We start from the raw sequence: 13,446 nt of genomic DNA on the forward strand, positions 1-13,446 counted from the left end.
CTTCCCTCCCCCCGCGGCCCCCCCCCCCAACCGCCCGCCCGCCCCCCCCCCTCCGGGGTTTTCCCCCCCCCGTTATTTTTTTTCAATCCCTTGTGGGGGGGGGGCCCGCCTTTGGGGCCCCCCCCCCACTCATCTCAGCCGAAGAGCCCTGAAATGAAGGGAGCGGCAATGATGGCACCACCGGAAATGATGGCGGCAGCGATGGTTGCAATTGCGGCCATGACGATCTCCTTCTCTCTGCGACCTCGAACTGGAGGTCGTCGACGGGAAAAACGTTAACGGACGCTTCACCTCGACTCAATGGGAGATGACAGAACATTCGTGAAGAAAGTGAAACGGATCAGTGACTCCGCAGTGACTGAGTAGCCAATTGTCTTTTTCTTTTTCCCTTTCGAGCAGACCCGCTGACCTCTGTATCGGTTTGCTGGGATGAACCTGCTCGATCGGGCACGGGAAGCCCGATGCCGGAAAGGGGAGGGGGCCCCAAGGCCACGCACTCAACGGTTGGTTCACCCCGATCGATCACTACTGAGCCGATCGACGGCGACGGGATTCCGCGCAGCGCATGGCTGACGCAGGGACGCGCCCGGTTGCGTGAGCCGGGCCGCACCCTTGCCGAGGAGCCCGTCGTACGGCTCCGGGAATCGTACGACGCCGGCCTCCTGGCCGATGTCGGCCAGCCACCGGCGCACGGTTCGGGGATGCCGGCCGAGCAGCTTCTGGGCTGCTCGCTCGGGAGCGATGACATTCTCCGCGGTTCGAGGCGACCGGCCTGGTCACTCGCACCGCTCACGCCGAGATCCCGCCTCGGGTCGAGTACCGGCTCACCCCGCTGGGTGAGGGACTGCGCGAGGTGCTGGACGCCATGGCTGCGGAGGGGCTGACGGTCCCCGAACCCGCCCGCCCCTCCGCATGGGTGAAACCGCCGCTTCGGCCACGCTTCCGCCGCCGGCACCACGGCGGCGGGTGCCGGCGGCAGCTGTCGGTCAGGCGCCTCGCAGGGCGGGGCGCTTGATGAATTCGATGACCTCGCCGTCGGGCCCGTGGACGAACGCGACCGTCAGGTTCATCGGGGTGGTGCCCTTGGCGTGGACCTGGGCGGGGGCCATCAGCGGCCGGGCTCCGGCCTCGACGGCCCGGTGGAACAGTGCGGCCGGGTCCTCGGTGCGAAGGGCGAAGTGGACCAACGTGGCATGCCGTGCCCGGTCCTCGTCACTGGAACGGTCCGCGTCCAGCGGCTGGGAGCTGCCCCCGGGCGGAGTCGACGCCGCGTCGAAGATCTCGATGATCTTGTCGTCGCCGGCGTCGAGGAAGACGCAGCGGTTCACCCCGGCCTCGGGCGCGGCCCACTCGTTGAGGAACTGGAAGCCCAGAGCGTCGGTGTAGAAGCGGACCGTGGCGTCGATGTCGTGAGCCCGCAGCGCGATGTGGTCGAGCCCGGCGTTGAGAGCGGCGGCGCCGGTGTCGGTGGTGGTCATGTCGGTCTCCTGTGACGGTGATGATGAGTGGGGGAGTCGAGGGTCAGCGCGCGGCGCGGCCCACGGTTCGGAAGTAGTGGTCGGCCGCCGCCATCGGCGTGAGGCCATCGACGTTGATCAGCACGTCGATGGTCTCCACGGCGTCGTTCCCCAGGCGCAGGGTGCCCAGTTCCTCCCGTGCGGCGGGGGCCATGGTCTTCCATGCCGCGCGGGTGACGACCGGGCTCGCCGCGTCCGTCCCGCCGAGGAGCCCCCGGGGTTCGGTCAGGGGGCGCAGCCGGTGGGTGAGGTTGAGGTATTGCGGTCGCCAGATCGGGATGACGAACCATTCCCCCGCGGCGATGCCGCGCTCCACCCGGCTGATGAAGGACTGCTCGGTGCCGGGCCGGAAGGTGTAACCGGCGGCGTCGAGCCCGTACTCCGTGATCATGTGGGCGGAGAAGCGGCTGATCCCGGCTCCGGGGTTGATCCCGTCGATCACGGGGGTCATGCGGGCCGCCACGTCCGGCCGCGTCAGGTCCGCGACCCCGGCGACCGCCTCCGAGGGCACGTACGGAGGAACGGCCCAGAGGCAGTACGGGGTGTAGTGCGGCTCAAGCACCTCCACGTCCCTGTCGTACCGGGCGAGATAGGCGCCATGGCTGGCAGGCAGCCACGCCGAGACCAGCACGTCGATCCCGCCCGCGGCCTGGCGGGCGAACAGTTCCTCGTGCGGGGCCTCCACCACGAGAACCTCATGGCCGGCACCTTCCAGCACCCGGCGGACGACCGCCGCGGTGGCGCGGTGGAACGAGAGAGCCACATTGCCCAAGGTGAGGAGGGGGAGGGATGACGCGGACACGGAACGTCCCGATTCTTGAGGGGTGCGGGAGGCGGCGGCCGACAGGTACATCGTTCGGCGTGGTTCCACACTTCCCCACGCTGCCCTCATGCGTCCAAGGAAAGATTTTTGTCATTCCGATAACCTGAGCGCATGGCTACGTTGCGGCAGCTGGAATATTTCGTTGCGATCGTGGACGAAGGCTCGTTCACCCGGGCCGCCGCAGCACTGAACGTCACGCAACCCGGTCTCTCGCACCAGTTCCAGGCGCTGGAGAAGGAGCTGGGCGGCAGGCTGGTGGAACGGCTCACCCGGGGGGTGCGGCTCACCGCGGCCGGACGAGCCCTGCTGCCGTCGGCCCGTGCCGCGCTGACGGAGGTCCGGCGCGGGACGACGGCCGCTCGCCGGACCACCGCCCTCGCCTCCGGGGAACTGCAACTGGCGACGCTCTACTCCGTCAGTTACGGGGTCCTGCCCAAGGTGCTGGCCGCCTGGCGTTCCCGGCACCCCCAGATGCGCATCACCCTCTTCGAGCACGAGCACATGGACGACCTGGTGGAGGCGATGAACGCGGGGAAGGCCGACGTCGCCATCGGCCCGGAACCACCGGGCCGGCGCGGGACCGTTCGCAGCCTGGGCTCCGAGGACTTCCTGCTCCTCACCTCGGCCGACGACCCGTTGGCGGCGCGCAGCTCCGGGACGTCCGTCCCTCTCGCGGACCTCACCGACCGGGACTGGGTCCACTTCACGCCGTCGAGCGGACTCGCCGACATCCTGGACCAGGCATGCGCCGCCCACGCCTTCCGGCCCCGCGTCGCCCTGCGCACCCAACAGGCCGCCTTCGCGGCCAACTTCGCCGAAGCCGGCCTGGGCCTCGCCCTCATCCCCGGAAACAACATCCCCCGCGACTTCACCGGCCGGCTCTACCGACCCGACCCGCCGATCCGCAGAACCCTGACCGTATACGCCCACGGGACCCCCGACACCGTCACCGCGGCCTTTCTCGACCTGGTCGCCGAAGAGTGCGAACTGACTCCACCGCACGTACAAGCCCGCCTGTCGCAGCCCCCGCCGGACGCCTGACAGGTTCGCTGCCGGCCTTCGGCCAAGGCCTTCGGCCAAGGCCTTCGGCCAAGGCCTTCGGAGCCATCGGCCGCGGCGGACCGACGACGCGTCCGGCGTTCGAGGAGCTGCACACTGCTCACAAGTGACGCGCAATCAGGGAAATTCAGCGACGTAGCGCCGGTCCCGGCGATCGCATGGCCTGCTGCCGCACGTCCCCTCTGACCTGCGGAAAGCAACATGCGGACCTCCCCCTCCGCCCTCCCCGGCCAAAACGTCACCAAAGTTCCGCAACATACTTCTTGAATTATCACCCCTGCCATGATCGGACGCAGACAGCGCACTCCACGCCGGACCGAGAAGGCTCTCGGCCCTCGTCGACCAGCCTGCCGGCAACGTCGCCGCGGCAACTCGGGCATGCGACACCCGCCAGACGACCAGACTTGAAACCGGATCACCAGGACACATGACTCGTCACGACGTACCGCAACGCAGCACATACGCCACCAGGACACCGGCGGCTTCCGTCGGCCCCGGGACCGACGGCGCCGAGGTGCCCGCCGACGGCCCCGGCCGGCGGTCGTCCAGGCTCCGGCTCCCAGAGGGTGCGCGACCAGTCCGCTCCAGGCTCCTTCACCGGGGGTTCGGCCGGACCGGTGCCGCGTGATCGTCTCGCTGGTGGGTTCCGACGGAGCCGGCAAGTCGACTGCTTCCCGACTCGTCACCGAGCGCCTGCTGGCAGCCGGTACGGAGATCGAGCGGGTGGACCGATGGGACATCGTCGACAACCCCGCCTACCCCACGACCCGATTCATGAAGCCGGGCGTGCACAGTACCCGGCTCTGTGTCGCGGAGATGCCGAGCGCGAGCCGGTTCCTGTTCCTGATGTGGTCCGTCTCCCACGCCCTCCTGGGCCGTACCCCGGCAGCGGTGCGGCCGGACAGCGTCACGCTGCTCGACGGATACTGGATGAAGCATGCCGCCAGTGAGATCGTCTACGGTCTGGACCGTGCCTGGGTCGAAGGCGTCGTCTCCGGCCTCCCTCCCTGCGAGCAGGTCATCTACTTGCGGATCGATCCCAAGCAGGCGTGGGAGCGGAAGGCCGGGCGCGACATCGTCCCGTACGAGTGCGGGATGGAGCCGGAATGCTCGCAGACCGCCTTCCTGCTTCATCAGAACCGCATACTCGACGTGCTCGACGACTGGTCCGAACGGTTCGCATGGCTGACCGTCGATGCCGGGCAACCTCTCGGCGAGGTGGTGGGGCAGGTCGTCTCCGCCGTGTCAGGGACGCTCGCGCAGGGAGAGCGGAACACGACGGCGAACAAGCGCTGAACACGACGGCGAAAGCTCGCACGGTCATCGGTACGGGAATGCCGGCCATGCCGCCGGCCTCGTACCGACCGCCCGGCTGTACGGCGCTCACGGCGGGCGGCGGACCGGGCACCGGTGTCGCCGGGCACCGGTGTCGCCGGGAACCGCATCGCGAAAGTCATCTGTGCGCCGTTCGCCGCGAGAGCTCAGCCATCCTCCACATGAGCTCGGCGTAGGGGCCGAGCCACTCCGCAGCCGACACCCACGGCGGCTACGGGTGCCGCCACGGCCTCCGATCGTCGGGCGGACCCACGACAACTCGCCGCTCCCCCCGGGCCGTCGGCCGTGCAGCCACCGATGCGGCGCCGCCGCCGGGACGCCCGGCCGATCGCTGCCGGAAGACCTCCGGCCCCTCCCCTCACCCTGATCAAGGAGCCCCACCGTATGCGTTCCACGAATCTGGCCATCGTCGGCGCCGGCCCCAGTTGCACCTACGTGCTGGACCGGCTCGCCGCGGCGGCGAAGGCCGCGACCGGACCGGTTCCCCTCGGCATCCACATCTTCGACCGGGCCGGGCGGTTCGGGGCCGGGCAGGTCCACAGTCCCGACCAGCCGGTCACCAGCGTCCTCAACCGGATCGCCGGGCAGGTGGCGTTCGCCGCCGACGAGAGCGTCGTCGGCGCGGGGCCCCTCCTGCCGCGAAAGGAGCGGCCCACACTGCACGAATGGTGTCGCGCCAAGTACACGGAGACCGGCGACCCCGTCTTCGACCTGGCCGCCGAGGATTCCCCCAAACGCTACGTCCACGGCCTGGCACTCGCCGACCGGTTCCAGCGGTACGTCGGGATGCTGAGGGAAGTGCCCGGCGTGGAAGTCCACCTGCATCAGGGGGAGGTCACGGATCTGGAGGAACTGCCGGGCGGCGGGCTCGGGGTCGTCGTCGGCGACGGGACGCGTGTCCTCGACGCCGACCACGTCCTGATGCTGACCGGGCACTCCTCCAACGACCCGGCGCGATATCCGCGGCAGGCCGCGTGGGCCCGGTTCGCCGAGAACCACGGAGCTGACTTCGTCCCCTTCGTCTATCCGCTGGAAAACGCCTTCGCGCCCGGACAGGCCGGTCCCGGAAGCACCGTCGGCTGTGCGGGCATGGGGCTCACCGGCATCGACGTCATCCTGCACCTGACCGAGGGCAGGGGCGGGGTCTTCTCGGAACAGCCGGACGGCACCCTGGCCTACCGCGAGTCCGGCCGGGAACCCGACTCCGTCGTCATGTTCAGCCGCGCCGGACTGTTCACCTTCACCCGCCCCTTCAACGCCAAGGAGCGCGACACGGACAAACTGGAGCACCGGGGTGTGTTCCTCACCGAGGACGCGGTGCGCCGACTGCGCCGATCCGCGGGCCGGCCCGTCACCATAGGCGGCCGGGAACAGCGGCAGCTCGACTTCCGTGAGCATGTCTTCCCCTTGGTGGCGCTGGAGATGGCCCACGTCCACTACACCACCTTGCTCGGCCGCGACTTCGGCCGCCGCGTCGAGGCGACAGCCCGGCCCGCGTACGAGGCGTTCCTTGAGGACGGTGGCAGCGGCGCATCATCCGATACATCGGTACGGCGTCTGCTCGCCCCCTTGGAAGCGGTTGTCGACCAAGCCACGGGGACGATCGACGCGCTCCTCGCCGGCCGGCTCGGGCTCGCCGAAGCCCAGGCTCAGGACCGGGACTGGGACATGGCAGCGGCATTGCGTCGCGTCCTGGAGGTGATCTTCGGCCCCGAACAAGCCGACGCCATGGCCGCGCGACTCGACGACCCCGCGGAATTCTCGGATGCCGTCGCCGCCGGGGAGTCGCCCTGGCGCCACCCCAAGAACGTTGCCGGCATGCGCTTCTCCTGGGAGCGGTCGATCCGTCCGATCGACCGAGGCTCCTTCACCACGCCCGCGGAGTACCGGGCGGCCATGCTGGACTTCCTCGACCTCGACCACCGTTGGGCCCTACAGGGCAACCTGTCCAACCCGGCCAAGGCGGCAGCTGACGGCGTGTGGCGCGACTTGCGGTACGTTCTCGCGGCGGCGGTCGACTTCGGCGGAGTGCACGCCCGGTCGCACCGGGACTTCCTCGATGTCTTCATGCGCCATCTCAACCGGTTCGTCAACGGGTCCGCGCTCGGGGTCATGGAGAAGATCCGCGCCCTGATCCGGCACGGCATAGTCGACGTGTCGGCGGGCCCGGAGGCCGATGTGCAGCCGGACCGGCGAAGCGGGCGCTTCGTGGTGCGCGGCGGCGTCACCGGTGCCGCGCTGCCGGTCGACGTTCTGGTCGACTCCCGCGTCCATCCCTTCGACGCGAAGAACGACGTCCTGCCCCTCTACCCGAACCTGCTGGAGCGCGGGCTCGTCCGCCAGTGGTGCAATCCCGGCACCGACGGGCCGGACTTCGCCCCCGGCGGCCTCGACCTCACCGAGGACTTCCACCCGGTGCGCGGGGACGGCGGGGTGGACAGGCGGATCACGGTGCTCGGCTGGCCGAGCGAGGGCGTCATGTTCTTCCAGTACGGCGCGCTGCGCCCGAACCAGAACCACCACCTCATGCAGGACATCCTGTGCTGGATGCGGGGGTTCTGGGGGCAGCGGGACACCGCTGTCGAGTCCGGTGCCCCTTCGCCGTACCGCGAGCAGGAGGAGTGACGGCCTCCGCGGCGGACGGGACTCGATTTCCCTGATCACGTACGACACGACATGCAGGAGGTCCCTCATGGAAGACACCACTTGGCTCCGCGTGGAGCAACTGCGTCACTGGCTGGACACGAACTCCGCCCCGGAACTGACCGGAGATGCGCGCCTGTGGCGCGTACTCAAGATCAGCGAGGAGGTCGGTGAGGTCGCCGAGGCCATGCACGGTGCGACGGGAGCCAATCCGCGTAAGGGCGCGTCCCACACGTGGGACGACGTCCACAAGGAGTTGTGCGACGTCATCGTATCGAGCATGATCGCGCTCGCCACGTGCACCCCAGGCGCCAGGAGGCTGCTCGACGAGCGCCTTCAGCACCTGGTCGACCGGGTGATGCCGTCCTGACCCGCAGCTCGGTCAGGTGCCTCCCGCCCGCAGGTGATCACGCCCTCGGGGACGTACAGGACACGTGCCCCGGGGTACCCCTCCTGCCCGCAGTCCAAGGACATCACGTGACGCAGAGGTCCGTCCGGTCCCTGAGGCCGTAGCGATGGCGAGCAGCACAACTCCGCACACGGCCGCGCGGCCATCGCCACCGACCAGCCTGACGGCAGAGATCGGCATCGTCGCCGCGGTCACCCTCGTCGCCGCGGTCGCCCTCGCCGGTGCCACCACCGCGCTCCGGAGCCACCAGCGGGCAGAAACGGCCGGCGTCGCCCCGATGGGGGTCTACAGCCGGTTCCGGAGCAAGGAGGGCCTCCGCACCGCCCTGGCGACACGGGCGTTCGCCAGACTGCACGCGGCCCTCACCTCGGGTGCCAGCGGTGAACCGGCCGAGCAGATCCGCGTCATGTGCCGTGAGTACCGGAGATTCGCGCTCGCTCATCCCGAGCAGTACCGTCTCATCTTCACCGGCGCCGGACCGGTGCTGGACCCGACGTCGGCGTCGGCAGCCCGCGGGCGAGACGCCTTCGGTGTCCTCATCGAGGTCATCCGGTCTGCGGGAACACGCCCCCCCCCGTCAGGCCGGGGACGGCGGCTCAGCTGGTCTGGAGCGCCGTCCACGGGGCGGTCACCCTGGAACTCGCGGGTCTGGGGCAGACGAAGGACCCGCGAGCCACGTACCAGCACATGCTCGACATGGTGATCGAAGGGCTGCGGCTCCACCGCGGCGGCCCGTCCTGAGACGACCGTCCGCCGCCCGCCGGGACGGCGTTCCTGCGGGGGCGGACGGAGAGAGCGAAGACTGTGCTGGTCGGGTCTACTCCCGGACTGGCTACCGTCGGCTTTCAGGACCGAACGAGCGTTTGCCTCCCAGCCGCGCACGTTCGTCATGTCACGGACCATCCGGCACTCTGCACCGCCCCCCTCGCCTCTCCTCCAGAGAACCAGCCCCACCGACCGAGCAGGCCGGGAACAATCCCTAGGCTTCCCCCGCCCGGACCTCGTGCCGCTCTCGGGAGGGCGGCCGCGCCCACCCGCCTAGGGACAACACCCCGGGTGTTCTGAGGGGATATGGGCAATCGTGGCCATGGCAGCTGTTTCTCAGCAGAGAGGTCGCATCATGATCAAGGTCCGCGTTCTCCTTCGCCGGTGGCTCAGCCTCCAGGAACGCTACTTCCTGGGCAGGGGCCAGGGTTCGGCAGGCTCCGCGCGCACCGAGACCATCCACGCATGCTCGCTGGGCACCGACTGCGTGCTCGCCGCCCGCATGGGCCCACAGGGGTCTGGCCGAAGGGGAGATCCCCGACAGCCGTCGGCCTCAGGAAATGGTGACGAACTTGGCGACGCCCGGCACTCCGTCGCCGTCGAGAGCGAAGAGCATGTAGGTGCCGGGCAGGACCACCCCGGGATCGGCGGGAACGGAGACCTGGTAGGTGCCGGTTCCCGCCGGGGTGGACTCCAGGGGCACTCGGCGCTGGTCGTTGTCCGTGGAGTGGGTGGCGGCCGATGCCCGCATGAGCACGAAGGACTTCACCGGCTTGTCGGTGCTCACCGTGAGTGACGCGCCGAACGTGGCCGTGGGGGGTACGCCGCCGGTGATGACGGGGCGCGGCTTCGTCGAACCGTCCGCGTCGAGCAGGTACGGCGGCGTGAAGACGGCGCCGTCCGGATGGTTGGTACCGCATTCGTCGCCGCACAGCCCGCCGCCGCCGGAGAAGATCCGGCCGTCCGGCAGCAGGTTGGCGACGCTGTGGTAGTTCCGGGGGACCGCCATGGTGGCGAGGGACGTGAACGCGCCGGTCGCGGGGTCCCACAGCTCGGGCGTCATGACCGCGGTGGCGTCGCTGAACGGCACCGGGTAGGACTGCCCGCCGAAGACCGCCACCTTGCCGTCGGGCAGGACGACGCTGTTGCCGAAGCCCCGGGCATGGTCCATGTCGCCGGTGCGGGCCGCCTGGACCTGGTCGCCGGAGAGGTCGACCGTGTAGGCGCGCCGGGTGGCGGTCCTCTTCTCGTAGGCGGGCGCGCCGCCCAGGGTGAGCAGCTTGCCGATGTCGTAGGCGACGGCGTTGCCGTTCATCGCGTCATCGCTGTCGGCCCGGTCGCCCGCGTCGGTGATGCTGCCCTCGCCACCGGTCGAGATCCAGTTCATCTGCTTGCTCGGCCCCAGATGCAGTACCTTGCCACCGGAAGTGGCGTGCAACCACATGTGGTTGTCGGCGCGGTAGGGGGTGTCCGGGTCGTCCGTCATCGCGGGGTCGGCGGGGACACCGGGGAGCTTGCGCCACGTGCCGGTGTCCGGCGACCACACCTCGCCGGCCTTGCCGCCTCGGCCTCCGCTCCAGGATCCGCCCAGGACGAAGGCGTCGCCGCTGGAGAGCAGGGTCATGGCCTGGTAGCCGCGGGCGATGTTCATGTCCGTGGTGGCGGACCACCGGTCGGTGGCCGGGTCGTAGATGCTCGCCTTGTCCGCGTTGCTGCCGCCCGTGACGAGCACTCGGCCGTCCGCGAGCATCGCGATGCCGGGGCAGAACATGTCATGGCCGGTGTTGTCGATGCGGCGCTGGGTGACCTTGCCCGTCCTGAGGTCCAGTATCGCGGTCTGGGTGTAGCCGTTGCTGCCGCCGAAGCGGTCGACCGCGTACGCGGACCAGGCCAGCAGTTTGTCCCCCGGCAGAACGGCGGTGGCCACCGGGACCAGCGGGAATCCGATGGTCCTGCCCCAGGAGCCGTGGGCGGCGGGGTCGGCCGGTCCGCTCAGGCGTATCTCTCCGGCGGCGGACCACGGACCGCGCCCGCCGGCCTCGGCGGTCACTGTCAGACGTATGTAGCGCGCTTCGGTGGCACGGGTGAAGGTGGCGGTCTTGACCGTGCCGTCGTCCTGCCAGGTCCCGGCGGCCACCTGCGCACCGAAGACGGAACCGTCGAGGCTGGTGGTCACCGAGTAGGCGCCGACGCGGCCGTTGGCCAGGTTCGGCCGGGGCTCGTAGGCCAAGGCGGAGACGGAGGTGGTGCGGTGCATGTCGATGGTGATGCTGTGCGGCATGGGCGCGGACGTGCCGCCGCTCCACTTGGTGTGCCAGAAGGTCCTGGAGTCGCCGTCCAGGACGTTGGCGGCCCTGCCGTTCTCGCCGCTGGTCTCCTCGCTGCTGGCCGTGGCCGTCCACCCGGTGCGCGCGAGGTCGACCGTGGCCTGCGGGGTTCCGGGGTCGCCCAGCAGCTCCACCTCCGCCGCGGACGCCCAGGGGCCCCGGCTGCCGGCCTCGGTGAGAACCGTCAGCCGCACGAACCGCACCCCCTGCGGGGCGAATCCGAGGGTCTTGGCACTGACGTCGTCCGCGAGCGTGCCGGTTGACACCGGACTCCCCCAGTTCTGCCCGTCCTGGCTGACGGTGATGCTGTACTCACCGATCCGCCCGTTGGCGTTGCCGCTGCGCGGCACGTACACGAGCGCGGACACCACGGCCGTACGGTGCATGTCGACGGTGAGGGTGTGCGGCGGGCGCGTGGGCGTACCGCTCCACTTGCTGTGCCAGATGGTGCGCGCGTTGCCGTCCAGGACGTTGGCGGCCCTGCCGTTCTCGCCGATGGTCTCCTCACTGCTCGCGGTGGCCGTCCACCCGGCCCGGTCGAGAACCGGAGCCGCCGGTTCCTCGGCGTTCGCCGGGACGACGGGATGGTGCGGTGCCGCCATCGCCGTCCGCTGCTCGAAGGGCACATGCGCGTGCCCGGAGTCCGGGGTGCCCACCGGGTTCGCGGCGCCGAGCAACGGCGTCAGCCCGACCAGCAGCGAGCCCAGGGCGAAGCCGATGAACAAGTGGGAACGGCGTAATCTCGGTGTCATGGCGGATATGCGTCTGGGCCGCAAGCTGTCCTCCTGAAGTGAAGTCGTGCCTGATGTCGACGTCAATCTGCGAGAGGGAATGCGGAGTTGTCGACGTACGAGCTTCACTTCCGCCCAGGGCGTTGTCCAGGGCGCAGGACGCGCGGAGCGGGCGGGAACGCCGGCGAAGGCCGTCGTACCCACCGCCGCTCGCTTCTCCTTCCGCCACAGGCAGAGGGCACCGCCCACCGAACTGCTACGGCCCGCTCATCAACCGCGCGAGAGCCGGCCGGACGCCAACTACTCAGCTTCGGCGCGCGGTTGCCCGCACACCCGAAGTGTGTGACCGACGCTTCACTTCTGCGACAGGCCCTGCTGACAGCCGGTCATGGAACGGACCAGGATCGCACAGCCGGGCCCGGCAGGCCCCGCGCGGGGCCCGACCGCGTCGTGGCCGACAGGGGCTCCTTTGCCGGATGCGACGCGAGGTGGGGAACGCCGACCGCGTCATGTCCCCGTATTGTCTCCGGATCAGGCGAACGGGCGCCATGCGCCGCCCGCGGTGTCCTGCACACAGGTATTGCCGTCGCCGACGACGCCCCGCGCCGTCGCAGTGGAGTCCGCGAGCCGAACGCGGTGAAGACGACCGGACGCTTGTTGTGAGAAGCGCAGATCCGCACCAGGTCGTTGCAGATCCTTGTGAAGTGCTCCAACCTCTCGTCCTTGGCCGGACCGCCGACGATACCGAGCAGGTCCTCCGACCAGATGTCGACCTTGAGCGGCGTCGTCCCGGCGGCGAACTGGCCGGTGCCGTCCTGGGCATAGACGTTCGGGTCCTGACCGCCGGGTGACACACGGGCGAAGTCCTTCGCACAGGAGGGAGCCCGGCCGCCACCGCGCCCCGTCCAGGCGCCCACCGCAGCGGCGGCGGTGCCCTCCAGTGTCGTCGCCCACCTGGTTGATCTGTGCCCCGGCAGCGCACCGCGCGGTGAGCTCTGGGCAAGTTCCTAGTAGTCGCTGTAGTGGTGATCGGCGATGTCCTTGACCTGATCGGCCAGGATCTTGCCGTAGGAGCCGACCGCGATGCCTTCGGCGTTGAGGGCCTGTACGAGCAGAGCGATCTGCCGGCCGGGAGGGGAGGTGGTATTCGGCCCCCCGTACACCACGGTCCCTGCGATGGTGGTCATGTTCGCTCCGCTATCGATATCGACGTCCCGCCGACAGTAGGGAGACGACCCGGGCCCGATCCGGCACCTTCGGGCGGTCACCGATGCTGCTGAGTTGCCGCGCCTGGGTGGACTGAGCCGGCCTGCCCATCGACCCCGCCGAGCGGTTCCTGGAGTACGCGTCGCAGACGTACGGTGTTGCGCTGGTCGAGCAGATCGTGATGCTCACCGACGAGCAGATCAGCGAGTACTGCGCTTACACCGGATGGGCTCGGCTCATCACCGAGCACGGCGCCGAACTGGGCGGGCTACGACGGGTCCCAGCAGCGCTGGGAGTACTTCCGAGACCTGTTCTACAGCCACGCCTATGCCATCGACCCGCAGGTGTACGGGATGGCCTACGAGCAATTGAACCCGTACGACGAGGCGACATCGCTGGAGCGCTTTCACGCCCTTCACACCTTGGGGCTGCCGGTGGACCCCTCCGCCGCCGAAAGGGGCGCAGCCCACTGCGCTCGATGGTCCGGCATAGAGCCCGGAACTCCGCCCGCGCCGCTGCCCGCCACAAGGTGCCTAAGAGCTCGTAACACGATCATGTGCGTGTCTTCTTGAGGCGTCTCCAGCAGATCAGGCTGCAAGCCAGGGAGACGAAGGCGTCGTGGAGTTCGGTG

Annotated in this window: 10 protein-coding genes and 2 pseudogenes; 7 read left to right on the forward strand and 5 right to left on the reverse strand. The window is 69.6% G+C overall.

What is annotated here, in order from left to right; all coding sequences use genetic code 11:
* Positions 1-799 precede the first annotated feature (799 nt).
* On the forward strand, positions 800-1,015 hold the full coding sequence (locus tag ACIQAK_RS32525) for a winged helix-turn-helix transcriptional regulator (protein WP_401371611.1): 216 nt from the start codon (positions 800-802) through the stop codon (positions 1,013-1,015).
* Here ACIQAK_RS32525 and ACIQAK_RS32530 read toward each other — a convergent pair.
* Both ACIQAK_RS32530 and ACIQAK_RS32535 read right to left on the reverse strand, forming a co-directional pair.
* A complete protein-coding gene (locus tag ACIQAK_RS32530; protein ID WP_366392892.1) occupies positions 987-1,478 on the reverse strand; it encodes a VOC family protein in 492 nt (163 codons plus the stop codon). The two genes, ACIQAK_RS32525 and ACIQAK_RS32530, sit on opposite strands and share 29 nt — an antisense overlap.
* Positions 1,479-1,521: 43 nt before the next feature.
* On the reverse strand, positions 1,522-2,319 hold the full coding sequence (locus ACIQAK_RS32535; RefSeq protein WP_366392891.1) for a glycine betaine ABC transporter substrate-binding protein: 798 nt from the start codon (positions 2,317-2,319) through the stop codon (positions 1,522-1,524).
* A 132-nt stretch (positions 2,320-2,451) separates the two neighbouring features.
* Between ACIQAK_RS32535 and ACIQAK_RS32540 the strand changes: the two genes are divergently transcribed.
* The 6 genes and pseudogenes from ACIQAK_RS32540 to ACIQAK_RS32565 all read left to right on the forward strand — a co-directional run.
* A complete protein-coding gene (locus tag ACIQAK_RS32540) occupies positions 2,452-3,381 on the forward strand; it encodes a LysR family transcriptional regulator (RefSeq protein ID WP_366392890.1) in 930 nt (309 codons plus the stop codon).
* Positions 3,382-4,038: 657 nt separating this feature from the next.
* Complete coding sequence (locus ACIQAK_RS32545) at positions 4,039-4,695, forward strand: thymidylate kinase (protein WP_366392889.1); 657 nt, start codon at positions 4,039-4,041, stop codon at positions 4,693-4,695.
* Positions 4,696-5,118: 423 nt separating this feature from the next.
* Positions 5,119-7,359: an FAD/NAD(P)-binding protein gene (locus ACIQAK_RS32550; protein ID WP_366392888.1), complete on the forward strand. Its 2,241-nt coding sequence runs from the start codon at positions 5,119-5,121 to the stop codon at positions 7,357-7,359.
* 67 nt (positions 7,360-7,426) lie between these two features.
* On the forward strand, positions 7,427-7,747 hold the full coding sequence (locus ACIQAK_RS32555) for a MazG-like family protein (RefSeq protein WP_366392887.1): 321 nt from the start codon (positions 7,427-7,429) through the stop codon (positions 7,745-7,747).
* A gap of 445 nt (positions 7,748-8,192) precedes the next feature.
* Positions 8,193-8,336: pseudogene (locus ACIQAK_RS32560) on the forward strand (TetR-like C-terminal domain-containing protein); the annotation flags it as partial.
* A 32-nt stretch (positions 8,337-8,368) separates the two neighbouring features.
* Positions 8,369-8,527: pseudogene (locus ACIQAK_RS32565) on the forward strand (TetR-like C-terminal domain-containing protein); the annotation flags it as partial.
* Positions 8,528-9,104: 577 nt separating this feature from the next.
* On the opposite strand, the gene ACIQAK_RS32570 reads toward ACIQAK_RS32565, so the two are convergent.
* From ACIQAK_RS32570 to ACIQAK_RS32580, 3 genes are all read right to left on the reverse strand, one after another.
* Positions 9,105-11,630, reverse strand: a complete 2,526-nt coding sequence (locus tag ACIQAK_RS32570) for a discoidin domain-containing protein (RefSeq protein ID WP_366392971.1) — start codon at positions 11,628-11,630, stop codon at positions 9,105-9,107.
* Positions 11,631-11,995: 365 nt separating this feature from the next.
* On the reverse strand, positions 11,996-12,463 hold the full coding sequence (locus ACIQAK_RS32575; RefSeq protein ID WP_366392970.1) for a hypothetical protein: 468 nt from the start codon (positions 12,461-12,463) through the stop codon (positions 11,996-11,998).
* A 153-nt stretch (positions 12,464-12,616) separates the two neighbouring features.
* Positions 12,617-12,796: a hypothetical protein gene (locus tag ACIQAK_RS32580; RefSeq protein ID WP_366392969.1), complete on the reverse strand. Its 180-nt coding sequence runs from the start codon at positions 12,794-12,796 to the stop codon at positions 12,617-12,619.
* Between the last annotated feature and the right edge of the window lie 650 nt (positions 12,797-13,446).

Origin of the sequence: Streptomyces sp. NPDC088706, from assembly GCF_044752765.1 — a bacterium.
Taxonomy (GTDB): Bacteria; Actinomycetota; Actinomycetes; order Streptomycetales; family Streptomycetaceae; genus Streptomyces.

Coding starts and splice junctions, on each gene's coding strand:
- ACIQAK_RS32530 (WP_366392892.1), bottom strand. CDS start 1,478: ATGACCACCACCGACACCGGCGCCGCCGCTCTCAACGCCGGGCTCGAC.
- ACIQAK_RS32540 (WP_366392890.1), top strand. CDS start 2,452: ATGGCTACGTTGCGGCAGCTGGAATATTTCGTTGCGATCGTGGACGAA.
- ACIQAK_RS32550 (WP_366392888.1), top strand. CDS start 5,119: ATGCGTTCCACGAATCTGGCCATCGTCGGCGCCGGCCCCAGTTGCACC.
- ACIQAK_RS32555 (WP_366392887.1), top strand. CDS start 7,427: ATGGAAGACACCACTTGGCTCCGCGTGGAGCAACTGCGTCACTGGCTG.
- ACIQAK_RS32570 (WP_366392971.1), bottom strand. CDS start 11,630: ATGACACCGAGATTACGCCGTTCCCACTTGTTCATCGGCTTCGCCCTG.
- ACIQAK_RS32580 (WP_366392969.1), bottom strand. CDS start 12,796: ATGACCACCATCGCAGGGACCGTGGTGTACGGGGGGCCGAATACCACC.